Origin of the sequence: Nocardiopsis mwathae (genome assembly GCF_014201195.1) — a bacterium.
Lineage (GTDB): Bacteria > Actinomycetota > Actinomycetes > Streptosporangiales > Streptosporangiaceae > Nocardiopsis_C > Nocardiopsis_C mwathae.
The window spans coordinates 2,804,867-2,831,499 of the sequence record NZ_JACHDS010000001.1 but is presented as its reverse complement, the minus strand read 5'-3'; the positions used below and the strand labels follow the sequence as shown (position 1 = coordinate 2,831,499).

The 26,633-nt window shown below is 72.7% G+C and carries 29 protein-coding genes; 24 read left to right on the top strand and 5 right to left on the bottom strand.

Annotated features, from left to right (window positions below; translation table 11 throughout):
• Positions 1 to 54: 54 nt before the first annotated feature.
• Positions 55 to 642, top strand: coding sequence for a hypothetical protein (locus HNR23_RS12230; RefSeq protein WP_184075697.1), 588 nt, complete (start codon positions 55 to 57; stop codon positions 640 to 642).
• 19 nt (positions 643 to 661) lie between these two features.
• On the opposite strand, the gene HNR23_RS12225 is transcribed toward HNR23_RS12230, so the two are convergent.
• From HNR23_RS12225 to HNR23_RS12210, 4 genes are all read right to left on the bottom strand, one after another.
• Complete coding sequence (locus tag HNR23_RS12225) at positions 662 to 1,807, bottom strand: TIGR04222 domain-containing membrane protein (protein WP_184075696.1); 1,146 nt, start codon at positions 1,805 to 1,807, stop codon at positions 662 to 664.
• Positions 1,808 to 1,955: 148 nt separating this feature from the next.
• On the bottom strand, positions 1,956 to 2,438 hold the full coding sequence (ybaK, locus tag HNR23_RS12220) for a Cys-tRNA(Pro) deacylase (RefSeq protein WP_184075695.1): 483 nt from the start codon (positions 2,436 to 2,438) through the stop codon (positions 1,956 to 1,958).
• Positions 2,439 to 2,514: 76 nt separating this feature from the next.
• A complete protein-coding gene (locus tag HNR23_RS12215) occupies positions 2,515 to 3,192 on the bottom strand; it encodes an LON peptidase substrate-binding domain-containing protein (RefSeq protein WP_184075694.1) in 678 nt (225 codons plus the stop codon).
• A 42-nt stretch (positions 3,193 to 3,234) separates the two neighbouring features.
• Complete coding sequence (locus HNR23_RS12210) at positions 3,235 to 3,798, bottom strand: ferritin (protein ID WP_184075693.1); 564 nt, start codon at positions 3,796 to 3,798, stop codon at positions 3,235 to 3,237.
• A gap of 280 nt (positions 3,799 to 4,078) precedes the next feature.
• Between HNR23_RS12210 and hisD the strand changes: the two genes are divergently transcribed.
• The 10 genes from hisD (at position 4,079) to HNR23_RS12160 (ending at position 14,749) form a co-directional block, all read left to right on the top strand.
• On the top strand, positions 4,079 to 5,395 hold the full coding sequence (hisD, locus tag HNR23_RS12205; RefSeq protein WP_184075692.1) for a histidinol dehydrogenase: 1,317 nt from the start codon (positions 4,079 to 4,081) through the stop codon (positions 5,393 to 5,395).
• Positions 5,392 to 6,570, top strand: a complete 1,179-nt coding sequence (locus HNR23_RS12200; protein WP_184075691.1) for a histidinol-phosphate transaminase — start codon at positions 5,392 to 5,394, stop codon at positions 6,568 to 6,570. The genes hisD and HNR23_RS12200 overlap by 4 nt, the downstream gene beginning before the upstream one ends.
• Before the next feature lie 50 nt (positions 6,571 to 6,620).
• Positions 6,621 to 7,214 carry an imidazoleglycerol-phosphate dehydratase HisB gene (gene hisB, locus HNR23_RS12195; protein ID WP_184075690.1) on the top strand — a complete coding sequence of 198 codons (594 nt, stop codon included), beginning with the start codon at positions 6,621 to 6,623 and terminating at the stop codon, positions 7,212 to 7,214.
• Entirely contained in the window at positions 7,214 to 7,375 is a 162-nt protein-coding gene (locus HNR23_RS12190; RefSeq protein ID WP_184075689.1) for a hypothetical protein, read from the top strand. The genes hisB and HNR23_RS12190 overlap by 1 nt, the downstream gene beginning before the upstream one ends.
• Positions 7,376 to 7,462: 87 nt before the next feature.
• A complete protein-coding gene (gene hisH, locus HNR23_RS12185; RefSeq protein WP_184075688.1) occupies positions 7,463 to 8,098 on the top strand; it encodes an imidazole glycerol phosphate synthase subunit HisH in 636 nt (211 codons plus the stop codon).
• 111 nt (positions 8,099 to 8,209) lie between these two features.
• Entirely contained in the window at positions 8,210 to 8,941 is a 732-nt protein-coding gene (gene priA / locus HNR23_RS12180; RefSeq protein ID WP_184075687.1) for a bifunctional 1-(5-phosphoribosyl)-5-((5-phosphoribosylamino)methylideneamino)imidazole-4-carboxamide isomerase/phosphoribosylanthranilate isomerase PriA, read from the top strand.
• Positions 8,938 to 9,708, top strand: coding sequence for an imidazole glycerol phosphate synthase subunit HisF (gene hisF / locus HNR23_RS12175; protein ID WP_184075686.1), 771 nt, complete (start codon positions 8,938 to 8,940; stop codon positions 9,706 to 9,708). The genes priA and hisF overlap by 4 nt, the downstream gene beginning before the upstream one ends.
• A 572-nt stretch (positions 9,709 to 10,280) precedes the next feature.
• On the top strand, positions 10,281 to 10,730 hold the full coding sequence (locus tag HNR23_RS12170; RefSeq protein ID WP_184075685.1) for a peptidoglycan-binding protein: 450 nt from the start codon (positions 10,281 to 10,283) through the stop codon (positions 10,728 to 10,730).
• Between the two features lie 258 nt (positions 10,731 to 10,988).
• Positions 10,989 to 12,908 carry an ABC transporter ATP-binding protein gene (locus tag HNR23_RS12165; RefSeq protein WP_184075684.1) on the top strand — a complete coding sequence of 640 codons (1,920 nt, stop codon included), beginning with the start codon at positions 10,989 to 10,991 and terminating at the stop codon, positions 12,906 to 12,908.
• A complete protein-coding gene (locus HNR23_RS12160; protein ID WP_184075683.1) occupies positions 12,905 to 14,749 on the top strand; it encodes an ABC transporter ATP-binding protein in 1,845 nt (614 codons plus the stop codon). The genes HNR23_RS12165 and HNR23_RS12160 overlap by 4 nt, the downstream gene beginning before the upstream one ends.
• A 37-nt stretch (positions 14,750 to 14,786) precedes the next feature.
• Here the strand turns inward: HNR23_RS12160 and HNR23_RS12155 are convergent, their stop codons facing one another.
• Positions 14,787 to 15,767, bottom strand: a complete 981-nt coding sequence (locus HNR23_RS12155) for an SIS domain-containing protein (protein WP_184075682.1) — start codon at positions 15,765 to 15,767, stop codon at positions 14,787 to 14,789.
• Between the two features lie 214 nt (positions 15,768 to 15,981).
• Between HNR23_RS12155 and hisI the strand changes: the two genes are divergently transcribed.
• The 13 genes from hisI (at position 15,982) to HNR23_RS12090 (ending at position 26,572) form a co-directional block, all read left to right on the top strand.
• Positions 15,982 to 16,380: a phosphoribosyl-AMP cyclohydrolase gene (hisI, locus tag HNR23_RS12150; protein ID WP_184075681.1), complete on the top strand. Its 399-nt coding sequence runs from the start codon at positions 15,982 to 15,984 to the stop codon at positions 16,378 to 16,380.
• Positions 16,377 to 17,132, top strand: coding sequence for a Trp biosynthesis-associated membrane protein (locus tag HNR23_RS12145; protein WP_343070534.1), 756 nt, complete (start codon positions 16,377 to 16,379; stop codon positions 17,130 to 17,132). The genes hisI and HNR23_RS12145 overlap by 4 nt, the downstream gene beginning before the upstream one ends.
• A complete protein-coding gene (locus tag HNR23_RS12140; RefSeq protein ID WP_184075680.1) occupies positions 17,133 to 17,486 on the top strand; it encodes an HGxxPAAW family protein in 354 nt (117 codons plus the stop codon).
• Between the two features lie 234 nt (positions 17,487 to 17,720).
• Positions 17,721 to 18,113 (top strand): CD225/dispanin family protein, encoded by a 393-nt coding sequence (locus HNR23_RS12135; protein ID WP_184075679.1) that lies wholly within the window; start codon positions 17,721 to 17,723, stop codon positions 18,111 to 18,113.
• Between the two features lie 127 nt (positions 18,114 to 18,240).
• Positions 18,241 to 18,561: a CD225/dispanin family protein gene (locus HNR23_RS12130; protein WP_184075678.1), complete on the top strand. Its 321-nt coding sequence runs from the start codon at positions 18,241 to 18,243 to the stop codon at positions 18,559 to 18,561.
• A 36-nt stretch (positions 18,562 to 18,597) separates the two neighbouring features.
• Positions 18,598 to 19,032 carry a DUF2752 domain-containing protein gene (locus tag HNR23_RS12125; RefSeq protein ID WP_184075677.1) on the top strand — a complete coding sequence of 145 codons (435 nt, stop codon included), beginning with the start codon at positions 18,598 to 18,600 and terminating at the stop codon, positions 19,030 to 19,032.
• A gap of 212 nt (positions 19,033 to 19,244) precedes the next feature.
• Positions 19,245 to 20,051, top strand: a complete 807-nt coding sequence (gene trpC, locus HNR23_RS12120; protein ID WP_184075676.1) for an indole-3-glycerol phosphate synthase TrpC — start codon at positions 19,245 to 19,247, stop codon at positions 20,049 to 20,051.
• A 205-nt stretch (positions 20,052 to 20,256) separates the two neighbouring features.
• The gene (gene trpB, locus HNR23_RS12115) at positions 20,257 to 21,504 is read left to right on the top strand and encodes a tryptophan synthase subunit beta (protein WP_184075675.1); all 1,248 of its coding nucleotides are present in this window, start codon (positions 20,257 to 20,259) and stop codon (positions 21,502 to 21,504) included.
• On the top strand, positions 21,501 to 22,316 hold the full coding sequence (gene trpA / locus HNR23_RS12110) for a tryptophan synthase subunit alpha (protein WP_184075674.1): 816 nt from the start codon (positions 21,501 to 21,503) through the stop codon (positions 22,314 to 22,316). Before trpB ends, trpA begins: the two co-directional genes overlap by 4 nt.
• A gap of 237 nt (positions 22,317 to 22,553) precedes the next feature.
• Positions 22,554 to 23,117 (top strand): MauE/DoxX family redox-associated membrane protein, encoded by a 564-nt coding sequence (locus HNR23_RS12105; protein WP_343070532.1) that lies wholly within the window; start codon positions 22,554 to 22,556, stop codon positions 23,115 to 23,117.
• 163 nt (positions 23,118 to 23,280) lie between these two features.
• Positions 23,281 to 24,324, top strand: a complete 1,044-nt coding sequence (locus HNR23_RS12100; protein WP_184080232.1) for a DsbA family protein — start codon at positions 23,281 to 23,283, stop codon at positions 24,322 to 24,324.
• Positions 24,325 to 24,333: 9 nt separating this feature from the next.
• Positions 24,334 to 25,335 (top strand): prolipoprotein diacylglyceryl transferase, encoded by a 1,002-nt coding sequence (gene lgt, locus HNR23_RS12095; RefSeq protein WP_184075672.1) that lies wholly within the window; start codon positions 24,334 to 24,336, stop codon positions 25,333 to 25,335.
• An 82-nt stretch (positions 25,336 to 25,417) separates the two neighbouring features.
• The gene (locus HNR23_RS12090; protein ID WP_184075671.1) at positions 25,418 to 26,572 is read left to right on the top strand and encodes a hypothetical protein; all 1,155 of its coding nucleotides are present in this window, start codon (positions 25,418 to 25,420) and stop codon (positions 26,570 to 26,572) included.
• Positions 26,573 to 26,633: the final 61 nt, after the last annotated feature.

Sequence of the window (26,633 nt, the reverse complement as noted above, 5' to 3'; positions counted from 1 at the left end):
CCCCGCGTCGGGGGATAGATTCGAAGAGTGCGAAGTACACAAGCGCGCCGACGGGTGGCACGGCGGCGACTCGCCGTGGGCGCGACGATGCTGGGGAGCGTCGCGGCGCTCGGTGTCCCGCTGGGCCTGCTGTGGTGGCTGATCACCCCCCGCCCCGCCGTCACCGTCGTCGACGGTGACGGGACCACGGCGCCCTTCCCCGTCTCCCAGGCGCTGTTCGTCCCCGACGGCTACTTCGCCATCATCATGATGTGCGCCGGGATCCTCTGCGGCTACAGCGCCTACCTGGTGCAGTACCGGCTGTGCGCACGCGACCGCGTGGACCTGCGGCTGGCCTGCCTGCTGGGCCTCGCGGCCGGTTCGGTGCTCGGAGCGCTCGTCGCCTGGCGCCTCGGCGTCGCCCTGGACGCCGGTGCCTTCGCCCGCGCCGTCGCCGAGGCCGAGCCCGGCGAGCTCGTCACCGCCGGCCTGGGGCTGCGGGCGATGAGCGCCCTGGTGCTGTGGCCCTTCGTCGCCGTCCTGCAGTACGCCCTGTTCGACGCCGTCAGCGTGTGGCGCCGCGACCTGCCCCACCAGCGTGCGGAGGAGACCCCGCCCCCGCCCGTGGACGCGCCGCGCGACAACGAGACCGCCGCCCACTAGAAACCAGGCGGCGGCCGGGCTACTCGCCGTGCGGCCGGTGCCGCCCTGCGGCGGGGGTGCGTCCGCCGACCCGGCGCCAGCCGGCGCCCGCGGCGATGCCGGGGAAGCCGTCGGCCAGCGCCCCCTCCGGGCCGCCGACACCGCGGCCGCAGGCCGCGGCGAACGACCGCACCAGGGCGATGCCGGGGCACCTCTGCGCCCCGACGCACCTGCCCCGCCCGGGGCGGCGGCGCAGTCCGCGGAACCCGAGCAGGGCGGTGGCCCGCAGCGCGGCGTCGCCCGCCGCGCCGCGGTCCGCGGCCACCGCGGCCCGCTCCAGGCAGCTCCAGGCATCGGCCAGCACCCTGTCACCCGCCCGCGTCCGCCAGCCCAGTCGGCCTCCGGTCAGCAGGTAGGCCGCGTACAGCGCGAACCAGCCCACCAGCAGTCCCAGCGCAGCGACGAGTTCACGCGGTGCGTGGGCGGCCGGGGTCGCCAGAGCCGTGACGACCAGGGCGGCCAGTACCGCCCCGCGCACCCCGCCGACCAGCCGCCGGGTCAGGTGCAGCAGGAAGGGGTAGCCGAGGAGCACCAGAACCAGCAGCACGAACACGACCCCCACGGGTTCGCGCGGCGACATCATCGCCACGACCGCGGCCGCCGCGGCGAAGGCCACGCCCGCCGCGCCGATGAGGGCCTGCAGCCCCCAGGCCCCGTTGCGAACGAGGGTCACCCGCCGCATGCGCTCCGGGGCGACCAGCAGGCCGAGCCGGCGCAGCCGCCACAGCGCGGCCGTCGCCGCGTCGCTGCGGGAGGCCGCCGACATGAGGTGGTCGGCGGGTACGGCGCGGCCCGCGGGCAGGCGCGCGTCGAGCAGCCGGGTGAACGGGCCGGGGGCCTCCGGCGGGGGCCGCCGCTCCTGCTGCCACGGGCGCGTCACCATGCCCTGCCCGTGGGCCACGGCGCGTCCGCTGAGGTACAGGTCGGCGAGGGCCACCTCACCCAACCGCCGCTGCCCTCCGGCGAGGAGGCCCAGTTCATAGGGGGAGAGGTCGTCGGCGCCCACGGCGGGACGCCGCGGCCCCGTCGCCAGGATGCGGGCGTGGCGGCAGCGCGTGGCCGCGTAGCAGCCCGCTAGGGCGAGGTAGCACAGCACAGTGCCGAGAACGACCGCCTCGACCGCCATCGCGCCTCATCCTCCACGCGCGCCCTATTGTGTTCGCCTGGTGCCTCAACGTTAGGTCGCCCGCGCCGTGCTGAGAAGGGGGCGCCACGCGTGACCCCCCGGATGGGTTCTTTATGGGGGTTCGCGGCGTTCGGCTCCCGTCCTGGTGTCAGGTGCGGATGCCGGCGGTGGCCGCTCCGGTGAGCCGGACCAGGTCGGCGGGGGAGAGCTCCATCTGCAGCCCGCGGCGCCCGGCCGAGACGAAGACGGTGGCGTGGTCGCCGACCGAGGCGTCGACGACCGCGGGCAGGCGCCTGCGCTGCCCGAGCGGGCTGATGCCGCCGCGCACGTAGCCGGTGGCGCGCTCGGCGGCCCGCGGATCGGCCATCACCGCCTTCTTCCCGCCGACCGCCGCCGCCAGGGCCTTGAGGTTCAGGGTGGCGCCGACCGGGACCATTCCGACGGTGAGTTCTCCGTCGACCTCGGCCACCAGGGTCTTGAAGACCCGGTCGTGCCCGACCCCCAGCGCGTCGGCGGCCTCCTCGCCGTAGGAGGAGCCACCGTCGCCCGAGGCGGCGGTGTAGGGGTGTAGGGAGAAGGCGATCCCGGCACGCGCCGCCGCGACCGTCGCCGGTGTGCCCTTCGCGCTCATGACGCTCCTGCTCGGCTCGTGGCGATCATCGTCGGCGGCATCGTAGGCCCTGCGGCCGGAGACGGGGCCGGCGGGCTCAGTTCAGGTGGATCTCGTGGCGCAGCAGCCGGTCGGCCGGAAGCGCGGGCAGCGCGCCGAGGACGCGGTTCTCCCGCCGCATCAGTGCGGCGGCCAGCTCCAGTCGGGCCGCCGCGTGGTCGGCCTCCAGCAGGGCCTGCTTGTCGAACTGGTCGACGACGAGCGCGGCCGAGACCGCATACGACAGCGGCAGCGGTTCGGCGGGTGCGTCCCGGGGCGGTTCGGCGGGGATGCCGATGGCGGTCAGCCGGTGACAGTAGGTCCGGAACAGCCGGCCGACGCGCTCGGCCTGCTCCTCGGCGCCGGTGCCCAGCTCGTCGGGGATGGGCGTGGTCGCCGCCCGCAGGTAGGGGCGCTCGTGGTCGGGGTCGTCGACCTCCTCGACCCGGAACCGCGAGCCGCCCTCCACCACGATGTCGTAGCCGCCGTCCTCGTGTCTTCGCGCACTGCGGACCTCCGCCACACAGCCCACCTCCGACAGCCGGTGCGCGGCCGACGCGCCGACCTCGTGCCCGAGCTCGATCCCCACCACGCCGAACCGCCGCGCCGCGCCCGCGGCGTCCTCCAGCAGCTCGGACATGAGACGGCGATACCGCTCCTCGAACACGTGGAGCGGCATCGTCAGGCCCGGAAACAGCACGCTCCCGAGCGGAAAGATCGGCAGCCGGTCAGGCATTGCACAAGTATGCCCGACCGGCGTCGGCGGCCGTGGGCGGGCTCAACCCACCGACGGCCCCGCGGTGCCGGGGGCACCCGCGCTGCCCTCGGACTCGTCGGGCATGTCACGCGCGACGAACGTCTCAAGGTCGAAGAGGTTTCCGGCGCTGCGGTCGACGACGTTCAGCAGCGTCGACATCTTGGCGACCTCTTCGGTCTGCTCCTGCAGGAACCACTGCAGGAACTGCTCGCCGGTGTAGTCGTTCTCCTCGCGCGCGGCGCGCGCCAGCAGGTGGAACTGCTCGGTGACCTGCTTCTCCTGGCGCAGCGCCAGCGCGACGCAGTCGCGCGTGGTCTCGAAATCGTTCTCGATTTCGCCGGGCTGGGGGATCGTCACCGGAACGTCGCTGTCGATCAGGAAACGCACGATCATCATGGCGTGGTCGCGCTCTTCCAGTGACTGCCGGTAAAAGACCCGGGCCAGCTGAGGCAGGTCGCGGGCGTCGAACCACGCCGCCAGCGCGATGTACTGGTGCGAGGCGGTGAACTCGTGACGCACCTGGTCAAGCAGGAGTCGGTGGAACTTGGAAAGGCCGTGCTCGGTGCTACCGATCGTGGAAGTCATGTCTCAACAATAGCGCGCAACAATAGTCGGGGCGAACAATGCGAGGGTAATGTCGGGCACTGAGGCAAGCCTTTCTGAATGAAATTTAGGTTAGGTGTTCCAAAGTAAGGCGACACTTATTGGTGGCGTTTATGGTGAGCCTTCCCTAAACCCGGTCCGGCCGGGCGAAGCCGCGGATGGCCGCCCAACCCCGGACGATCCGCCCGCGCCCGCGCCGCGCCCCCTGGGGCACGCGGCGACCGTCGGAGCAGGTGAGGCACCCGGCCCCTAGAATGAAGGGGTGATCTCCCGAATCGATCTCCGAGGAACCCCTGGCGACCCGCGCGACCTGCTGCCACGCGCCGAACTCGACATCGAGGCCGCGACCGAGAAGGTCCGCCCGATCTGCGACGACGTCCGCCATCGGGGCGTCGAGGCGCTGATCGACCTCACCGAGCGCTTCGACGGCGTCCGCCTCGCCGACATCCGCGTCCCCCGCGCGGCCATCGATTCGGCCCTCGCCGAACTCGACCCTGCCGTGCGCGCCGGCCTGGAGGAGTCCATCCGCCGCGCCCGCAAGGTCCACGCCGACCAGCGCCGCTCCGACACCGTGACCCACGTCGTCCCCGGCGGCACCGTCACCGAGCGGTGGGTGCCCGTCGGCCGTGTCGGCCTCTACGTCCCCGGCGGCCGCGCCGTCTACCCCTCCAGCGTCGTGATGAACGTCGTGCCCGCCCAGGAGGCCGGGGCCGGCTCGCTGGCCGTCGCCTCCCCGCCCCAGGCCGACTTCGGCGGGTTGCCGCACCCCACCGTCCTGGCCGCCTGCGCCCTGCTGGGCATCGACGAGGTCTACGCCGTCGGCGGCGCCCAGGCCGTCGCGATGTTCGCCTACGGCGCGGGCGAGTGCGCGCGCGCCGACATGGTCACCGGGCCCGGAAACATCTGGGTGGCCGCCGCCAAGCGCCTGCTCAAGGGCGTCATCGGCATCGACGCCGAGGCCGGCCCCACCGAGATCGCCATCCTCGCCGACGACACCGCCGATGCCGGCTACGTCGCCGCCGACCTCATCAGCCAGGCCGAGCACGACGTCATCGCCGCCTCCGTGCTCGTCACCCCGTCCGTCGCGCTCGCCGAGAGGGTCGAGGCCGAACTCGCCGACCGCGTCCCCGCCACCAAGCACAGCGAGCGCGTCGCCGCAGCACTCGGCGGCCGCCAGTCGGGCATCGTCCTCGTCGACGACCTCGACCACGGCCTCGCCGTCGTCGACGCCTACGCCGCCGAACACCTGGAGGTCATGACCGCCGACGCGAGCGCGGTGGCGGCCCGGGTCCGCAACGCCGGTGCCGTGTTCGTCGGCGACTTCGCCCCGGTCTCCCTCGGCGACTACTGCGCCGGATCCAACCACGTGCTGCCCACCGGCGGCAGCGCCCACCACTCCTCCGGCCTGAGCGTGCAGACCTTCCTGCGCGGCATCCACGTCGTCGAGTACGACCGCGCGGCGCTGGCCGAGGTCGCCCCGAGCGTCGTCGCGCTGGCCGAGGCAGAGGACCTGCCCGCGCACGGCGAGGCCGTCAGCGCCCGCGTCGGCCGGACCGGCGGCGAAGGAACCGCCCGATGAGCCGCCGCGAGGAAGCGCGGGACGAGGCGGCCGAGGGGTTCCGCCTGCAGGACCTGCCGATCCGCGACGACCTGCGGGGCAGGACCCCCTACGGCGCGCCGCAGCTCGACGTCCCCTACGCGCTGAACACCAACGAGAACCCCTACGCGCCCTCCGAGGAGCTCGCCGCGGCCCTGTCGCGCGGGGTGGCGGCCGTCGCCCGGGGGCTCAACCGCTACCCCGACCGCGACGCCACCCGGTTGCGCGCCGCCCTGGCCGCCTACCTCGACCACGACCTCGACGTCGGCGAGGTGTGGGCCGCCAACGGCTCCAACGAGATCCTCCAGCAGATCCTGCAGGTCTTCGGCGGGGCCGGGCGCACCGCCATGGGCTTCGAGCCGTCCTACTCCATGCACCCGATCATCACCGAGGTCACCGGCACCGCGTGGATCGGCGTGCCGCGCGGCGCCGACTTCGGCATCGGCTTGGACGCCGCCAAGGAGGCGATCACCCGGCACCGCCCCGACATCGTCTTTCTGACCTCGCCGAACAACCCCACCGGCACGGCGCTGCCGCTCTCGGTCATCCGCGAGGTCCTGGCCGTGGCGCCCGGCATGGTCGTGGTGGACGAGGCCTACGCCGAGTTCCGCCGCGAGGGCACCCCCAGCGCGCTGTCCCTGCTGGCAGACCACCCCCGCCTCATCGTCACCCGCACCATGTCCAAGGCCTTCGCCATGGCCGGGGCGCGGCTGGGCTACCTCGCCGCGAACCGCGCCGTGGTCGACGCCCTGCAACTGGTCCGCCTGCCCTACCACCTCTCCGCGGTCAGCCAGATCGTCGCGCTCACCGCGCTGGAGTTCGCCGGTGAACTCCTCGGTGCGGTCAAGCAGCTGCGCGCGGAGCGCGACACGCTGGTCGCATGGCTGCGCGAGCACGGGTTCAGCGTGGCCGACTCCGACGCCAACTTCGTGATGTTCGGCGAGTTCGCCGACCGCGCGGCCGTCTGGCGCGGACTGCTCGACCACGGCGTCCTCATCCGCGAGGTCGGCCCGGCCGGGTGGCTGCGCGTCACCGTTGGCACACCGGAGGAAATGTCGGCGTTCCGCCACGCGTTGCTCCAGGTGACCGCCGAGTCCCGGGCGACACCCGGCACGACCGGCGGTTCCGGGGCGCCCAGGGGCCCCGCAGCCGAGTGAGCGCCCGCCCCACGTCCCCCACACCACCACGTCAGGAGAGTCCGAGTCCCATGAGCCGCATCGGCCGCGTCGAACGCACCACCAAGGAGACCAAGGTCTTCGTCGAGATCGACCTCGACGGCACCGGAGTCTCCGACATCTCCACCGGCGTCGGCTTCTACGACCACATGCTCGACCAGCTCGCCAAGCACGGCCTGTTCGACCTCACCGTGCGCACCGAAGGCGACCTGCACATCGACTCCCACCACACGATGGAGGACACCGCGCTCGCGCTCGGCGCGGCGTTCCGGGAGGCGCTCGGCGACAAGGCCGGGATCCGCCGGTTCGCCGACGCCAAGGTGCCGCTCGACGAGGCGCTGGCCGAGGTCACCGTGGACGTCTCCGGCCGCCCCTACCTCGTGCACACCGAGCCCGAGTCGATGGCCCCGGTCATCGGCCGCGACTACGACACCACGATGACCCGGCACATCTTCGAGTCGTTCGTCGCCCAGGCCCGCGTCGCCCTGCACATCCACGTGCCCTACGGCCGCAACGCCCACCACATCGTCGAATGCCAGTTCAAGGCGTTCGCGCGCGCCCTGCGCTTCGCCTGCGAGCGCGACCCCCGTGTCTCCGGGGTGCCCTCCACCAAGGGCGCCCTGTGATGCAGGACGTGTGGGCCGTCCTGCTCATCGCACTCGGCGGCCTGCTCGCTGGTGGCGCCATCGCCACCTGGAAGCTGAACAAGGGCCTGGCCGCCGTGCTCGGCCTGTGCACCGTACTGGCCGTGGCATCAGGCGTGCTGCGGCTCGACTACTTCGGCTGATGCGGGGCCGCCCAGGCCGGTGGGCCGAGGCGGCCCCGCCGGCCCCGGCACCGCCGGACACCGGCAACTGGAAAGGCACGATTCCCCGTGCAGCCTCGCGTCGTCATCCTCGACTACGGATCGGGCAACCTGCGCTCGGCGCAGCGCGCCATGGAACGCACCGGTGCCGAGGTCACCGTCACCGGTGACCCGCACACCGCCCTGGACGCCGACGGCCTCGTCGTCCCCGGCGTGGGCGCGTTCGGCGCCTGCATGGAGGGGCTGCGTGCCGCCAAGGGCGACCGCGTCATCGGCCGCCGCCTGGCCGGGGGCCGCCCCGTGCTCGGCATCTGCGTGGGCATGCAGGTCCTCTTCGAGCAGGGCGTCGAGCACGGCGTGACCAGCCAGGGATGCGCCGAATGGCCCGGCACCGTCGAGCGCCTGCGCGCCCCCATCGTGCCCCACATGGGCTGGAACACCCTCGACATCGCCGAGGGGTCCCGGCTGTTCGAGGGCGTCGGCGCCGACGAGCGCTTCTACTTCGTGCACTCCTACGGTGTGCTCGACTGGAAGCTCGCACCCACCGACGACCGCATCATCGCGCCCAAGGTGACGTGGTCGACCCACGGCACCCCGTTCGTCGCCGCCGTCGAGAACGGCCCGCTGTGCGCCACCCAGTTCCACCCGGAGAAATCCGGCGACGCCGGCGCCAAGGTCCTGGCGAACTGGGTCGCCGCGCTGTAGCCGCAGGCACCGCCCGCCACGCCGGGCTGCGGCAGCCCGCCCCCGCCCCGGTCTGGCATGCTGGTGCCGACCCCCCTCCCGCCGTCTGAAGTGAAGGTCGCCGAAGAACCCATGTCCACCACCCTCGAACTCCTGCCCGCCGTGGACGTCGCCGATGGCCAGGCCGTCCAGCTCGTCCAGGGCAAGGCCGGCTCCGGAGGCCGGTACGGCGACCCGCTGCAGGCCGCACTGGCCTGGCAGAACGCCGGGGCCGAATGGATCCACCTGGTCGACCTCGACGCCGCCTTCGGCCGCGGCCACAACCGCGAGCTGCTCGGCGGCATCATCGGCCGCCTCGACGTCAAGGTGGAGCTGTCCGGGGGCATCCGCGACGACGAGTCGCTGCGCGCGGCGCTGGCCACCGGCTGCACCCGCGTCAACATCGGCACCGCCGCGCTGGAGGACCCGGCCTGGTGCGCCGAGATCATCGCCGAGCACGGCGACAGGGTCGCCATCGGCCTGGACGTCCGCGGCACCACGCTCGCCGCGCGCGGCTGGACCCGCGACGGCGGCGACCTGTTCGCCACCCTGGAGCGGCTGGAGTCGGAGGGCTGCGCCCGCTACGTGGTGACCGACGTCAACAAGGACGGCACCCTCAAGGGTCCCAACCTCGACCTGCTGCGCACCGTCTGCGAACGCACCGACAAACCCGTGGTGGCCAGCGGCGGCGTCTCCAGCCTGGACGACCTGCGCGCCATCGCGACCCTGACCCCGCTGGGTGTCGAGGGCGCGATCATGGGCACCGCGCTCTACGAAGGCGCGTTCACCCTGGAGGAGGCGCTGGCGGCGGTGAGCGGCCGATGACCCTGGCCATCCGCGTCATCCCCTGCCTCGACGTCGACGCCGGGCGCGTCGTGAAGGGCGTCAGGTTCCAGAACCTGCGCGATGCCGGAGACCCCGTCGAGCTGGCCGCGCGCTACGACGCCGACGGCGCAGACGAGCTCACCTTCCTCGACGTCACCGCCTCCAGCGCGGAGCGGGAGACCACCTACGACGTGGTGCGCCGCACCGCGGAGCAGGTGTTCATCCCGCTGACGGTCGGCGGGGGCGTGCGCACCGCCGAGGACGTCGACCGCCTGCTGCGTGCCGGGGCCGACAAGGTCGGTGTGAACACCGCCGCCATCGCGCGCCCCGACCTCATCCGGGAGATCGCCGAGCGGTTCGGCCGCCAGGTGCTGGTGCTGTCCGCCGACGTCCGCCGGGTCACCGACGGCGCCGCAACGCCCAGCGGGTTCGAGGTCACCACGCACGGCGGCCGCAAGGGCACCGGTATCGACGCGGTGGAGTGGACGGCCCGCGCCGCCGAGCTGGGGGCCGGCGAGATCCTGCTCAACTCGATGGACGCCGACGGCACCAAGTCCGGGTTCGACCTGGAGCTGATCCGGGAGGTGCGCGACGTCGTCGACATCCCGCTGATCGCCAGCGGCGGTGCGGGCAAGGTCGAGCACTTCCCCCCGGCCGTGGACGCCGGAGCCGACGCGGTGCTGGCGGCCTCGGTCTTCCACTTCGGCGAGTTCACCATCGCCGATGTCAAGGCCGAGCTGCGCGCCCACGGCCATCCGGTGCGCTAGAGCGTGTTCGGCGGATCATCCCCGGCTCGCGGCCACCGGAACGACGCTCGTTCACCGGAAAGCATCCGCCGAACACGCCCCAGGGCGCGAGGCGGGGACGCCCCCTCCGGCTGCGCGGCGAGCAGGGGACTCGAAACGGCGACGCGGGCATCATCAGATGCAAGCCCATGATCATCGCTCCCGGCGCACCCCCTGAACACGTCCGTCGGCTGGGCCGCCCGGCAGGCACCGGTGGCCCACCGCACCCGGTACCGACGGGCCGTTTCGTCCGATGCGGGCGGCCCGGCCCGTTCCGTGCCGACCAGGCCAATCCCGCGCCACCTGCCCGGGATGCGTCACCGCCTCCACCACCCGCCCCGCCCGTGCCGCCGGACGCACGGCCGGCCACCGCGGCGAGCGTGCGAAAGTAAGTGCTCTATGGCGGTGTGGTGGTATTTCCCGACATCCTGCCAACCGCCGTGTCCAGCCGGGCATCCCCCCTACACACGCAGTGAGCGTGCAGGTGAGAAGGGGGATCTCACATGTCGGGAATGGGGAGGGCACCCGTAGCCGCCAGAGCCGCGGAGAGCCCGGTGACGTTCTGGCCGAGCTGGTGGATCTGGCTGTGGGAGGGCATGGACCCACAGTGGCGCGTCACATTCGTCAAGTACGTGCTCCGGCACCTCGGGTACACCGTCGGCCGGATCGATGACAACTTCGGCATCGGCCTCCGCCGCGCCGTCCAGGCGTTCCAGGCGGACTACTACCTGCGGCCGATCTCCGACGTCGACGACGCGACCTGGGTGCAGATGCGCCACCTCTTCGGAAACGTCGGCAGGGACGACAGGGCACCGGCCTCGGACCGGGTCCGCGCGGTGCAGGACGGGCTCAACCGCGGCCACGGCTACAGCCTCGACGTGGACGGCATCTTCGGTCCCCTGACCGAAGGCGCCGTGCGTGACTTCCAGAGGGCGCAGGACATCGCGGTCGACGGAATCGTCGGCCTGCAGACCTTCACCTACCTGGTCATCGCCTACCGCTGACGGCATCCGGCCACCCGCCGCAACCGATGACGACGGGCCGGTCCGCCCTTTACGGGCGGCCCGGCCCGTCCCGTGCGTCCTCGGTGCACCCCCGCTCACCTGCGGTCATTACCGGCGGAATAGCACGGCCCCGCCCGGTGCTGAAGAAATCGGTGTCCACCGCACCGCCACGCGGAGTAGGTTGTCACCGCCCATGCCGTCCTGTCACCGGATGGCATGCGCTGTTTTCCGGGGTCGCCGATCAAGTGGGGGTCATGCATGTCCGACGGAAGCACGACGGGGCCGAGGCCCGACTCCGGGGTGTTCCGGCGCGGCATGCGGGTGCTGTGGGTCGCCATGCGCACCGAACCCGGGGTCTGCGCCGTCGCCGTCGCCGGAGCCTCCCTGCACGCGGTCGTCACCGTCGGCTCAGCGTCCGTTCTCGGCCACATCACCGACGCCACCATCCTCCCCGCCTTCGCCGAGGGCCGCACCACCGCCGCCGCACTCACGGCGGCGGCCGCCCTGCTCATCGGTATCGGCGTGCTCAAGGCCATCGGACTGGGCGCCCGGCGGCTGTTCGCCGGGCTCATGCAGTTCCGCATGCAGGCCCGCTACCGCCGCGAGGTCGCCCGCAAGTACCTCCGCCTCCCCCTGGCCTGGCACCACCGCCACCCCACCGGGCAGCTGCTGTCCAACGCCAACGCCGACGTCGAAGCCGCCTGGCAGCCGCTGGCCCCCCTGCCCATGGTCGTCGGCAGTGTCTTCCTGCTCCTGGTCGCGGCCGTCGCCATGTTCGTCACCGACCCGATCCTCGCCCTCGTCGGCTTCGTGGTCTTCCCCCTCCTGTTCGCCGCCAATGTCGCCTTCCAGCGCCGCGTCGCCCCCATGGCCACCCGCGCCCAGGCGCTGCGCGCCCAGGTCAGCGAGGTCGCCCACGAGTCCTTCGACGGCGCGCTGGTCGTCAAGACCCTCGGCCGCGAGGACACCGAGACCGAACGGTTCACCGCCGCCGCGCACCGGCTCCGCGACGCCCAGATCCAGGTCGGGCGTATGCGCTCCATGTTCGACCCCGTCATGGAGACCCTGCCCAACCTCGGCGTCCTGGCCGTGCTCATGGTCGGCATGTGGCGCCTGTCCACCGGGGCGATCGCGCCCGGCGACCTCGTCCAGATCGCCTACCTGTTCACCCTGCTCAGCCTGCCGATCCGCTCCTTCGGCTGGCTCCTGGGCGACCTCCCGCGCAGCGTCGTCGGCTGGGACCGGGTACAGAACGTGCTCAAGGCCGAGGGCGGAATGGAGCACGGCGACGCCCGGCTGGACGGCACCGGCGGGATCCGCGTGGGCGTCAGCGGCGTGTCCTTCTCCTACGAGGACGGCTACACAGAGCCCGGCGAGAGCAGCGGCCGCGACCTGGCCGAAGCCGACACCGCCGCGGGGACGACACCCCGCACCACCGTGCTGCACGACGTCTCCTTCGACATCGAACCCGGCCGCACCGTCGCCCTCGTCGGCCCCACCGGATCCGGCAAGTCCACCCTGACGACCCTGCTCATGCGCCTGGTCGACCCCGACACCGGCACCATCCGCTACGACGGCACCGATGTGCGCGAACTCGAACGCGGGCAGCTGTCCGGGGCCGCCGCGCTGGTCCCGCAGTCGACCTTCGTGTTCGAGGACACCGTCCGCGACAACATCACCCTCGGCGCCGACGTGCCCGACGAGGACGTGTGGGCCGCCCTCCGCCTGGCCCGCGCCGACTCCTTCGTCGCCGCCCTGCCCGACGCACTGGACACCCGCCTCGGCGAGCGCGGCACCAGCCTTTCGGGCGGCCAGCGCCAGCGCCTCGCCCTGGCCCGGGCCGTGGTGCGCCGCCCCCGCCTGCTCATCCTGGACGACGCCACCTCCGCCGTCGACCCCCAGGTCGAGGCGCAGATCCTGGCCGGGCTGCGCGACACCGACCTCACCGCCACCGTCATCGTCGTGGCCTACCGCAGGGCCACCATCGAGCTCGCCGACGAGGTCGTCTACCTGGAGCAGGGCACCGTGCGCGACCGCGGCACACACAGCGACCTGCTGGACCGGTCGCCCGGCTACCAGCGCCTGGTGACCGCCTACGAGCGGGCCGCGGAGGAGAGGGAGGCGCAGGCGACCGGCCGCGCCCAGAACGTCGACACGTCCGAGGAGATCGTGCGTTGAGCGCCCCAGCCGACACCCCCACCCGGCGCGACACCGACCGGCCGGCGGGCCACGACCCCGCGGGCACCACCGCACTGACCCGCTCCACCGACTCCGCGCTGGGCACCATCCGCCGCGGACTGCGGCTGTCCCCGGAGTTCACCCGCGGGCTGTGGCTGACCCTGCTGTTCGCGGTCGTGGCCACCGCCGGCAAGGTCGTCGTCCCCCTGGCCGTCCAGCAGATCATCGACAACGGCATCGGCACCGACGGCAGCGGCCCCGACCTGCGGTTCGTCGCCACCACGGTCGCCCTGTGCACGGTGCTGCTGCTCGTCACCATGGTCTGCTCCTACCTGATGAACCTGCGGCTGTACCGGGCCACCGAGTCCGGGCTGGCCACACTGCGCCGCAAGGCGTTCCGGCACGTGCACGACCTGTCCGTGCTCACCCAGAACAGCGAGCGCAAGGGCGCCCTGGTCTCCCGAGTCACCGCCGACGTCGACCAGATCTCCACGTTCATGCAGTGGGGCGGCCTGCTGCTGATCATCAGCGTCGGACAGCTCGCCGTGGCCACCACCCTGATGGCGGTCTACTCCTGGCAGCTCACCCTGCTGGTGTGGGTCTGCTTCCTGCCGCTGATGTTCGGCGTCCGCTGGCTGCAGAAACTGCTGTCCAAGGCCTACCTGAGGGTGCGCGAGCGCACCGGCGACATGCTCGGAGCCATCGGCGAGACCGTCATGGGCGCCGCCGTCATCCGCGCGCACGGCACCGAGCAGCGCACCGCGCGCCGCATCGACGACACCGTCCTGGCGACCCGCGCCGCCCAGGTGAAGGCGCAGCGGCTGTCCATGGCCGTCTCGCCGTTCGCCGAGCTCGTCGCCGCACTGTGCATGGCCGCCGTGGTGGTGGTCGGCATCCTCATCGGTATCGGCGGCGGCATCACCCCCGGCGAACTCGTGGCGTTCCTGTTCCTGGTGACGCTGTTCGTCATGCCGATGATGCTGGCCACCGAGATCTTCAACGAGGCGCAGAACGCCATCGCCGGGTGGCGCCGCGTCCTCGGCGTCCTGGACACCGTCCCCGACATCGCCGACCCCGGCGAGGCCGGCCGGGAGCTGCCGCGCGGCCCGGTGTCCGTCCGCTTCGACGCCGTCTCCTACGCCTACCCCGAGGGCCCCACCGTCCTCGACGACGTCGACGTGGCGATCCGCCCCGGCACCAGGGTCGCCGTGGTGGGGGAGACCGGGTCCGGTAAGACGACCTTCGTCAAGCTCCTCACCCGGCTGATGGACCCGCTGCACGGCCGCGTCCTGCTGGACGGCGTCGACCTGCGCGAGGTCGCCTTCTCCTCACTGCGCAGCCGCGTGGTGATGGTCCCCCAGGAGGGCTTCCTCTTCGACAGCTCGCTGGGCGACAACATCCGCTTCGCCCGCCCCGAGGCCACCGACGCCGAGCTGGAGGCGGCTATCACCGAACTCGGCCTGGCCGACTGGCTCGGCGGGCTCGCGCACGGGCTCGACACCCCCGTCGGCCAGCGCGGCGAATCCCTGTCGGCGGGCGAGCGGCAGCTGGTGGCGCTCGTGCGCGCCTACATCGCCGACCCCGACCTGCTGGTCCTCGACGAGGCCACCTCGGCCGTCGACCCGCACACCGAGGTGCGCATCCAGCGCGCCCTGGACCGCCTCACCCACGGCCGGACGTCGGTGGCGATCGCCCACCGCCTCTCCACCGCCGAGGCCGCCGACGAGGTGTTCGTGTTCGACGCCGGGCGCATCGTGCAGCGTGGCACCCACACCGAGCTGGTCGCCGGGCCCGGTATCTACGCCGACCTGCACGCCTCATGGGTGCGCAGTTCGGCCTGACACCACCGCGGGGGCGGCCGCAGCCGCCTCCGCGGCCTCACACGCCGCGCTCGGCCCACCAGTGGGCGGCCAGCAGCTCGCCGACCACCGGCTCGGTGAGCAGCCGGACGTCGGGGTCGGAGTCACCCGGGTAGCGCACCTCGACGGCCGCGCCCTCCACCTCCGCGCCCACGGCCGCGAACGCGCCCCGGAGCTGCAGCAGGTGCTCGGCCACCCGGTCGTCGTAGTGCGACCCCGCGAACAGCACCGCCCGGTAGTCGGAGATCGCGGCCAGGTGGCGGCCGGTGTGCGACCACTCGGCCGACTCGGCCGCGTGCGCCGCCACGACCGGCCCCTGCCGGACGGCCAGCGCCGCCTGGTGCGCCGAGCACAGCCGGTCGACGGGTGCGATGAAATGCACACCGTCGGGGGAGTCCAGCGCCGCGGCCGCCTCCGGCACCCACCTCGGCGCGCGCTCCACCAGGTCCGAGACGGCATTGGCGCTGCGGCGCAGCGCTTGGCCCAGGTCGGCGGAGGCGCCCGGCGCCCCCAACCGGTGGCCGAGGAGGAGCAGCAGCGCCAACGCGTTGGTGTAGCCGCGGCAGGCCAGTCCGCTGCGTTCGGGCCCGGCGAGCAGGGGGACGAGGACGTCGGCGTAGCGCACCACGGGGGAGTCCGGGTCGTCGCACAGCACGATGATCGCCGAGCGCTCCACATAGGAGTCCAGCGCCGTACACAGCTCCCGCAGCCCGCTGCCCAGCGACACCGCCACCACCAGCGTGTCCGGCCCCGGAGGCAGCGACGCCGTCGTCGACGCGTACTCCGCGACCGCCCCGAGCCCGGCCCTGCGCATCCGCTCCGCGGCCGCCGCACACGCGTAGCGCGCCCCGCCCGTCCCCAGCAGCAGCACCCCGGCCGGCTCGTCGTCCAGCAGGGACGGCAGCGCGGCATAGGGGTCGCGGCGCGTCAGCCGGTCGGCCAGCGCGGACATCGCCCCGGCCTTGCCCGCAAGGTCGGCGGAGAGCAACTCGGCGGTCACAGCACTCCTGACTGGGTCGAACATGACGGAGCACCCGCCCCCGGCGGCGGGCGGCGCACCGGCCCGCGCACGGCCGGGCAATGGAACCCTAGTCGGCTGCGCGCCCGCCTTCGCCCCCGAGCGGGCGGGCCTATGGCCATTGTCACCCGCCGACCGCGCCCGCGCCCCCGGGGCCTGCGACGACCTCCGCCGACCCGCCCATAGGCTGGGAGCCATGAGCACGAGTGCCCCCGGACCCAGCGGCGCACCAGGGCCCGCTGCGGACCTGGACCCCGCCATCGCCGCACGCCTGAAGCGCACCGCCGACGGCTTGGTGCCCGCCGTCGTCCAGCAGTACGACACCGGCGAGGTGCTCATGCTCGCGTGGATGGACGACGAGGCCCTGCACCGCACCCTGGCCACGCGCGACGCCACCTACTGGTCGCGCAGCCGCCAGGAGTACTGGGTCAAGGGCGCGACCTCCGGCCACGTGCAGCGGGTCGTCTCCGCCGCCCTGGACTGCGACGGCGACACCCTGCTCATCAAGGTCGACCAGACCGGGGCGGCCTGCCACACCGGTGCCCGCACCTGCTTCGACGCCGACCCGCTTCCGCTGGTGGGGGAGGGCGCGTGAGCACGCCGGAGGTGAGCGGACCGGCGCGTCCGCCCGCGCCCGGAGGGCGCGACGCGGATGGCGCCGCGCCGGGCGCCGGGCGCGGGGTGCGCCGGGAGTTCGGCATCGGCCTGGCCGCCACGGCCGCCGGAGCGGTCGCCCTGCTGGCCGCGGCCGCCCAGACCTGGGCCACCGGAGAGGTGGCCGTGCCCGGCCCCTCGGCACCCGCCCCGGTCGAACTCGGCGGCTCCGACGTCGCGCCCGCGGCCGCAGCCCTCGGCTGGGCCGCGCTCGCCGCGCTCGGCGCGCTGCTGGCCACCCGCGGCTGGGCGCGCCGCGCCGTCGGCGCGCTCATCGTGATCTTCGGCGCCACCGCCGCCTACGACCTGTGGCGCGGCACACGCCCCGACACGCTGGCCCGCGCGGCCGCCGACCAGACCACCGCCAGCGGCGACCTCAGCACGCTCGACCTGGTCGGACAGTGGCCGGTTGTGGCCACCATCGGCGCGGTGCTCCTGCTGGCCGCCGGTGCCGCCGCGGTGATCCGGGGTGCTGCCTGGCCCGGCATGGGCAGCAGGTACGATCGCCACAGTGCCCCGAGCACGGCCCGCGCCGGTGACCCCGCCGAGCTGTGGAAGTCGCTCGACAACGGCACCGACCCCACATTGGACCCCGCATCGGACAGCGCCGCGCCCGGGAGGGGCGCCACGGCGCCGTCCGGTGTGCCACAGCACGACCGCGACGCGGACTCGGCGGATTCGAAGGAGAACTGAATGGCCGACGCACAGCACGACGAAGCACACGAAGACCACGGCAACACGCTGGCCGCGTGGTTCCTGACCCTCTCCTGGATCGTGGTCTGGACCATCGCGGGTGTGGCCATCATCGTCGCCGACGGCAAGGTCGTCCTGTGGACGGTCATCGCCCTGGTCGCCAGCGTCATCTTCGCCGTGATCGCCGGTGTGATGAAGAAGGCGGGCATGGGCCGCACCGAGCCGCGCCCGACGCCGCAGACCCGTGAGGAGTGGGAGGCCGAGCGCGCCGCCGCGACCACCGACGGCAAGGCCGAGGACACCAAGGGAGACGAAGAGGGCGACAAGGAGCCCGCCACCGCCGCCGCCAAGTAACGGTGGCGCATCGGGAAGTGGACGAATCCGGTCTCATGTGGGTAAATGGGCGGCGCCAGTGCACGTCCACCGCCGCATGCCGTCGGCTTTGCGGGACAAGATCTGGCATGATCCCTATCTGCCCGCGATGCGCGTGAGGCGCTGTCCCCCCAGCCCTGACCCCTGTTGGTGCGCTTCTTATGGCCCGCGGATTAGGCAGCATCCTTATTCCGTCGTCAGGAAGACACACCGAGCATGAGTTACGGTCCTCCCCCCGGTTCCCCTCCGCCGCCCCCGCCCGGTGGCGGCTACGGCCCGCCCCCGCCGCCCGGCGGTACCGGCGGCTACCCCGGAATGCACCAGCCGATGGGCGGCGGCCAGCCGCCGTCCAACTGGCTGGTCCCCTCGATCCTCGCCACGATCTTCTGCTGCCTGCCCTTCGGCATCGTCGGCATCATCTTCGCCACGCAGGTGAACAGCAAGTGGAACATCGGCGACTACGCGGGTGCCCAGGACTCCGCCGGCAAGGCCAAGATGTGGACGCTGATCGCCGTCGGGCTGGGTGTGGTCTCGGCGATCTTCTGGACCATCTGGTTCTTCGTCATGATGGGTTCGGCGGTCACGACCGCGACGTACAGCACGTACTAGAACCCCTGCCGTGACACCGGGTCCGGCTCCGGTGCCGCCGCGTCGTGCGGCCGGTACCGGAGCCGTTCCCCGCAAGGAGAGCGCTCGCCACCCCGTCTTCGAGGGCGTCGAGAGAGACGAGACACCCATGAGCTACGGTCCACCCCCCGGCGGCTACCCGCCGCCCCCGGCCGGTTACGGCCCGCCTCCCGGTGGCGCCCCGCCGTCCAACTGGCTGGTCCCCTCGATCCTCGCCACGATCTTCTGCTGCCTGCCCTTCGGCATCGTGGGTATCGTCTTCGCCGCACAGGTCAACGACAAGTGGAACACCGGCGACTACGCGGGCGCCCAGGACTCCGCCGACAAAGCGAAGAAGTGGACGCTGGCCTCCGTGATCTCGGTGCCGGTGCTCTTCGTCGTGGTATTCGGCGCCGCGTCCGCCATCCTCGCCGTGACCGGCGAACTCTGACGGCCCGTGCGAATCCGTGGACAGCAGGGAGCACCCATGACCGACACCCCGCTCCTCACCAGGATCCGGCGCCGCATGCACCCCGCCACCGGGCCGCTGCTGCTGGGCGCGGTGGGCATCGCCGGGGCGGTCATGGTCCACTTCGTCGACCCGCACGAGCCCGGGCACTACCCGACCTGCCCGTGGCTGATGCTGACCGGCACGTTCTGCCCCGGCTGCGGCACCATGCGGGCCGTCAACGCGCTCACCAACCTCGATCTGGTCGGCGCCCTTCAGATGAACGTCCTGACGGTCGCCCTGATCCCGGTATTGGCATACTCCTGGGGGCAGTGGGTCTACTACGCCGTCCGTCCGCCGACCGGTCGGGTGAAGATGGCACACCCCTTCTGGCTGTGGCTGCTGCTCGGGGTGATCCTGACCTTCTGGGTGGTGCGCAACCTGCCGTTCGCGTCGTTCCTCGCACCGGGGTGACACACACGGGGAGGGCGGTGGTGGCCCTCACCCGGAACACGGCTACGATCGAAGGCACAGGACCCCCGGTCTCACCGGAGCCCGAGCGGGGTGCTGTGCCTTTCGTGTATCGGCGCGGGCGACAGGGCCGTTCGGCCCCGCTCCCGGGTTCCCGATACGTCCGGCCGAATGCGGCCGCAAGATGTCCGGCTAACTGGAGGGGGCAGTCCCACGTGAGCGTGCTCGACGAGATCCTCGATGGGGTACGCGCCGATCTCGCGGAACGGGAGGCGGCTACGCCCCTGGAGCGGCTCAAGGAGATGGCGGGGGCGGTGCCGTGGCCCAAGGACGTCGTGGCGGCGCTGCGCAGCCCGGGCGTCCAGGTCATCGCCGAGGTCAAGCGCTCCAGCCCGTCCAAGGGGTCGCTCGCCGCGATCGCCGACCCCGCCGCGCTCGCCCGCGACTACGCGGCGGGGGGCGCGTGCCTGATCAGCGTGCTGACCGAACAGCGCCGCTTCAGCGGCAGCCTGGCCGACCTCGCGGCGGTCCGCGCCGCGGTCGAGACCCCGCTGCTGCGCAAGGACTTCGTGGTCAGCTCCTACCAGCTGTGGGAGGCGCGGGTGCACGGTGCCGACGCCGTCCTGCTGATCGTCGCCGCCCTCGAACAGGACGCCCTGGTCTCCCTGGTGGAGCGCGCCGAGTCGCTGGGGCTGACCCCGCTGGTGGAGGTGCACACCGAGGAGGAGGTGCAGCGGGCCCTGGACGCCGGAGCCACCGTCATCGGCGTCAACGCCCGCAACCTCAAGACGCTGGAGGTCGACCGCGACACCTTCACCCGCATCGCCCCGCTCATCCCCGACGACCGCATCAAGATCGCCGAGTCCGGTGTGCGCGGCCCGCACGACCTGCTGGCCTACGCCGGTGCCGGGGCGGACGCCGTGCTGGTGGGGGAGAGCCTGGTGCGCGGGCGCAACCCGCGCGAAGCCGTCGCCGACCTGGTGACCGCGGGGGCGCACCCCGCCCTGCGGGACCGGCACTGATGACGCGCCCCTCACGCTGGACGCCGCGTCGCGGCCGGCCGGTGCCCGCACCCGGCCGATGGCTCTAGGGAGCCCGGAGGGGAGGTGAGCCGCCTCCCGCGCCGGGCTCCCCTCGCCCGCGGACCGACCGACGCCCACCGGCCGGTCGGCACGCGTCCGATGCACCGGCGTGCCGACCGCCCCGAATCCCGTGAGAAGTCACCACATGCCATCGACACCGACCCCGCAACCCGCCGCGGCCGCGTCGCCGTCACCCGACGCGGGCGGGCACTACGGCCGCTACGGCGGCCGGTTCAGCCCCGAGGCGATCGTCGCCGCCCTGGACCAGGTCGCGGCGGCCTGGTCCACGGCCAAGGTGGACCCCGAGTTCCAGGCCACCCTGCGTGCTCTGCTGAGCAGCTACACCGGGCGGCCCAGCCCGATCACCGACGCCGCCGGATTCGCCGAGCACTGCGGGGGCGCCCGCATCCTGCTCAAGCGCGAGGACCTCAACCACACCGGCTCGCACAAGATCAACAACGTGCTCGGCCAGGCACTGCTCGCCAAGCGCATGGGCAAGACCCGGCTCATCGCCGAGACCGGCGCCGGACAGCACGGGGTGGCCACCGCGACCGCCGCAGCCCTCCTCGGCCTCGACTGCGTCGTCTACATGGGCGAGGAGGACACCCGCCGCCAGGCGCTCAACGTCGCCCGGATGCGGTTGCTCGGAGCCGAGGTCGTCCCCGTCACCATCGGCAGCCGCACCCTCAAGGACGCCGTCAACGAGGCGTTCCGCGACTGGGTGGCCAACGTCGAGTCCACCCACTACCTCTTCGGCACCGCCGCAGGACCGCACCCCTTCCCCGGGCTCGTGCGCGACCTGCACTACGTCATCGGCGAGGAGGCCCGCGCCCAGGTGCTGGAGCTGACCGGGCGGCTTCCCGACGCCGTGGCCGCATGCGTCGGCGGCGGCTCCAACGCCATCGGCATCTTCGCCGCCTTCATCCCCGACACCGATGTGCGCCTCTACGGGTTCGAGGCGGGCGGCGACGGAGTGGAGACCGGCCGCCACGCCGCCTCCATCACCGGCGGGTCCCCCGGCGTCTTCCAGGGCGCCCGCACCTACGTGATGCAGGACGAGCACGGCCAGACCATCCCCAGCCACTCCATCTCCGCCGGACTGGACTACCCGGCGGTCGGCCCGGAGCACGCCGCCCTGGCCGACAGCGGCCGCGCCACCTATGCCCCCGTCACCGACGCCGAGGCCATGGAGGCCTTCCGCCTGCTCTGCCGCACCGAGGGCATCATCCCCGCCATCGAGAGCGCCCACGCACTCGCCGGAGCCCGCACGATCGGCGCGGAGCTCGGCCCGGGCGCCGTCATCCTGGTCAACCTCTCCGGCCGCGGAGACAAGGACGTCGACACCGCCGCGAGGTACTTCGACCTCATCGACGAGCACAAGGAGCAGGCGTGACGGCACCCACCACCCTTCAGGCCAAGCTCGCCGATGCCAAGGCCGCAGGGCGGGCCGCGCTCATCGGCTACCTGCCCGCGGGCTTTCCCGACGTGGACTCCTCCATCGAGGTCATCCGGGCCATGGTGGCCGGGGGCTGCGACGTGGTCGAGGTCGGCCTGCCCTACTCCGACCCGATGATGGACGGCCCCACCATCCAGCGCGCCGCCGCGCGCGCCCTGGAGGCGGGCACCACCCCCGCCGACGTGCTGCGGGTGGTCGCCGCCACCGCGGAGACCGGTGCCGCCGCCCTCGTCATGTCCTACTGGAACCCCATCGAGCGCTACGGGACGGCCAGGTTCGCCGACGACCTCGCCGCCGCGGGCGGCTCCGGAGTCATCACCCCCGACCTGCTGCCGGAGGAGGCCGACGACTGGGTCGCCGCCACCGACGCCGCCGGGCTGGACCGGATCTTCCTGGTCGCCCAGTCCTCCACCGACGAGCGGCTGCGCCGCACCGCCGGCGCCTGCCGCGGGTTCGTCTACGCCGCCTCGCTCATGGGCGTCACCGGCGCGCGCACCCGGTTGAGCAGCGGCGCCGAAAAGCTGGTCGCGCGGACCAGGGAGGCCGCGGGAGACCTGCCGGTCTGCGTGGGTCTGGGCATCTCCACCGGCGCGCAGGCGGCCGAGGTCACCGGGTTCGCCGACGGGGTGATCGTCGGCGCCGGGTTCTGCCAGCGGGTCCTGGACGCGCCCGACCTGGAGACCGGTCTGCGGGCGGTGCGCGCGTTCGCCGAGGAGCTCGCCGCGGGGGTCCGCTCCGGCGCCGGGTGAGGCGCCCCGGAGAGTAAGAATCCGGTGTGAACGGCGATCCCGAGGTGGACGGGTGACACCGCCCGGTGTGTCCGGTGGCCTAGAGTGCGGGTGCACGGCCGCCGGACACACCGGACGCACAGCCCGCTGTGGACCTGTGGTCACGCCGAGTAAGATCTGTCTCGGCATGCGGGCGCCATGAGCGTCGCCCGCGGAGAACGGGCAGATCAACCAGCCTCCACCCCCAGGGAAGTCGCCGTGGACACCGAAGCACAGCAGTCGTCCGGACCGGACTCCGGCACACAGGAGGCGCAGCCCCCCGGGGCCGCGCCGGCCCCGGCATCCGCGCTCGCCCGGCGCTGGACCGCCGCCCAGCCGTGGGTCACCCTGGTCTGCCGCGTCGCCCTGGCCGGGATCCTCGGCTTCGCCGCCTACACCAAGCTGCCGCCGGCGCTGTCCGTCCAGGCGGTCGAGGCCTACCAGCTCTTCTCCCCGGGCATGGCCGAACTCATCGGCTACTTGCTGCCGCTCGTCGAGTTCGCGCTGGCGCTGCTGCTCCTCATCGGCCTGGCCACCCGGTACGTGGGTGCGGCGACGGGCCTGCTGATGATCGTGTTCATCGCGGGCATCGCCTCGGCCTGGGCGCGCGGCCTCGCCATCGACTGCGGCTGCTTCGGCACCGGCGGACCGGTCGCCCCGGAGGACACCGCCTACGGGGTGGACATCCTCCGCGATATCGGCTTCCTCGCGCTGGCCGGTATCGTCATGATCTGGCCGCGCTCCCCCCTCTCGCTCGACCGGGTCTTCGGCCTGTACCGCTGACCCGGAAGGGCCGCACCGCGCCCCGCACCGGGGCCCTGCGGACCCCGCGGATCGACCGCGCGAGAGGCGGCCAGGTGCGCTCGGGACCCGAGCACCCGAACCCGAACGGCATCCCCGGCTGGGCCGGGAACGACATTTTCCAATGAAGAACGGTGAACGGCTGATGGGCAAGGCGGAGCGTCGCGCGTCCCGCGAGCGACTCAAGCAGGAGCGGCTCAAGGCGCAGCAGCGCGCCAAACGCAACAGGATCGTCGGCGTCGTGGGGGCGGCGCTCGTCGTCGCCCTGGTCGTCGTCGGCGGCGGGTACTGGTTCCTGACCCAGTCCACCACCGGCGACGAGCTGACCGCCGACCTCCCACCGCAGACCCTGCAGGAGGACGGCAGCATCGTGCTCGCCAAGAGCGGCGCCGAGGCGCCGGTGGTCGACGTGTACGCCGACTTCCAGTGCCCGGCCTGCAAGCAGTTCGAGACCGCGGCCGGCAGCACCCTGCAGCAGTTGGCGGCCGACGGCGAGGCGATCGTGCACTACCGGCCGGTGAGCATCTTCTCCCAGCAGCCCGACCCGATCAGCAGCAACTCGCTGCGCGCCGCCGCCGCGGCGCGGGCCGCGGCCGACCACGGCAAGTACGTCGAGTACAACGACATCCTCTTCAAGAACCAGCCGGCCGAGGGCAAGCCCGGATTCTCGGTGGACGACCTGGTGTCCTGGGGCGAGGACGTCGGCATCGACGACCCGGCCTTCGCCGAGCGGGTGGAGGCCGAAGACAAGGTCGTCGACACCTACACCGGCGACTACACCAAGGACCTGATGAAGAAGGCCCAGGACGAGCTGGGCACGAACGAGCTGTCCACCATGACCGTGGGCGAGCTCATCGCGTGGGGCGACGACAACGGCGTGGACGGCTCCTTCATGGACGGCACCTACGTCAAGGAGACCCTGGAGGCCACCAACGCCGCCTACGCCCGCTACTCGGGCGGTGACAAGTTCGAGGGCACCCCGTCGATCTACATCAACGGAAGCAAACTGGGCAACGAGGCGTTCAACCCCCAGCAGCTCAAGAAGGCGATCCTCGACGCGTCGCCCGGAGAAGTGGACACCAAGCCGCTGGCCTCGGACGATGGAGACGCGCCCGCGGCGCCGGAGGCCGACGCACCCGACTCCGGCGACGCACCGCAGACCGACGAATCCCCCGACGCCAAGGAATAGAACCGCACCATGACCTACGCGGCCATCCCGAGCCCGACGGTGAGCTCGATTCCCATCGGGCCCCTCACCATCCACTTCTACGCCCTGTGCATCCTCGCGGGCGTCATCGCCGCCGTGTTCTGGGCAGAGCGCCGGTGGGCCGCCATGGGCGGAGAGAAGGGCACCATCATGGACCTCGCGGTCCCGGCGGTGCTCCTCGGCCTCGTCGGCGGCCGCCTCTACCACGTGATCTCCGACTACCAGCTGTACTTCGGTCCGGGCCGGGAACCCATCCGGGCGCTGTTCATCTGGGAGGGCGGCCTGGGCATCTGGGGCGCGGTCCCGCTGGGCGCACTGGGCGTGTGGTGGGTGGCCCGCCGCCGCGGCCTGTCGATGTCGAAGCTCTCCTTCGCCATCGCCCCGACCATCCCGCTCGGCCAGGCCTTCGGGCGCTGGGGCAACTACTTCAACCAGGAGCTCTTCGGCCGCCCCACCGACGTCCCGTGGGCGCTGGAGATCTCCCCCTACCCCAACGGCGTGCTGCGACCGGGCATGGAACCGGGGGTGTTCACCTACCACCCCACCTTCCTGTACGAGTCCCTGTGGTGCCTCGCACTCGCCGTGCTGCTCGCCTGGATCGGCAGGGTGATGGGGGACCGCCTCGGCGGCGGACGGCTCTTCGCGCTTTACGTCATGGGCTACTGTGTGGGTCGGTTCTGGATCGAGTACCTGCGCGTGGACCCCGCCAACGACATCCTGGGCTTCCGACTGAACAACTGGACCGCACTCCTGGTGTTCCTCGGCGCCCTCGCCTACTTCGTGTGGGCCGGGCGGCGGCTGGACCGCTTCTCGACGCGCGTCGTGCCCGTCGGGCACGATGTGGGAACGCAGGTGATCGACACCGACCCCGCCTCGTCGGACGACCGCGGCCCCTCGGGCGCCCGCGGGTCGGACGCGGGCACCTCGTCCACCGGGACCGATTCCCGAAACGGTGGGACGAGTTCCGGAACCTCTGACAGCAAGGGGCCGTAACGCCGCAAGTCGACCGCGACGGCCCGCCGCGACGCCAGCTGTGCGCCGCGGCGGGCCCCGCTGAACGGGTGAGTACGTACACGTGAGTAGATCCGACTCCGTCGGCCGCAAGGGCCGCCGCGACGCGCGGCGCGCCGCACCGGACGAGCACGTCCACGACGGCACCGACCAGGGCGGTGCCGTCGGCGTCGCCGACGACGAATCCACTGCTGACGCATGCGTTCCCGACCCGGCGGACGACTCAGCCGAGGCTGCCGAGTCCGCCGACGCGACCGACGAGGAGCAGTCCAGGCGCGGCCGCGGCTCGTCCGGTCGCGGGCGCAGATCCGCGGGCAAGAAGGGCGCGACCGGCCGCGGCCGCCGCGGCTCCGGCCGCACCGACCCGGTCTCCAAGTTCTCCGCCTCAGCGCTGCGGCGCGTCAGCGTCCTCGGCGAACGCCCCAACCAGGTGGTCTACACCCTGGCCGAGCAGAGCCAGCGCAAGCGCGGCACGGTCGTGCTCGGCACCCTGCTCGCCCTGTGCGCGGTGGCGCTCGTCTCACTGCTGGGCGTGCTCATCGTCCAGCTCATCCGCGGCGAGGTCGGCGGCTACGGCGACGGCGCCAACGCCATCATCGAGCCCCCCAAGGGCCACCCCACCCTCGTCCCCCGCCTCTACCAGGGCCAGACCGAAGGCTCCGACGTCTTCGCGCCCATCGCCGAGCGGCCCACGGACGCCCAGCCCCTCACCGAGCAGGCGGTCTTCGGACCCGCGGAAAAGCTCAGCATGCAGGGCTACGAGCTGCTCCTCGACGACTCCGAGGTCACCGACACCTGCACCGCCGTGGTCTGGGGCGAGCACCTGCAGCAGGCGCTGGCCGACGGCTCCTGCGGCTCGGCCGCCCGCGGCGTCTACCAGGACCAGGACGGGGAGTTCGTGGCGCAGTTCACGCTCTTCGACCTGCAGGACGCCGACGCCGCCGGAAAGGTCGCCGCGGCGCTCGACATCAACGACCCGAAGAACACCGAGCCCGGGTTCATCCTCCCGCTGGAGGACGGCATCTCGGGCCTGCACGAGGGCTACAGCCAGGCCACCTCGCAGGTCATGGGCCACTACCTGGCCGTGTTCTGGGTGGCCCGCACCGACGGTGCCGACCCCGGGAACGACGACAGCATGGCGGCGCTGAACGTCGTGGCCATGGACGCCGCGACCTACGTCTACCAGGAGGTCGGGGCCGCCAAGAAGCAGCAGGGCTGAGCGCGTTCGCACGCGCCGCGGCTCAGGCTAGGATTTGCGCACCCGCGGGGAATCGCCCGCG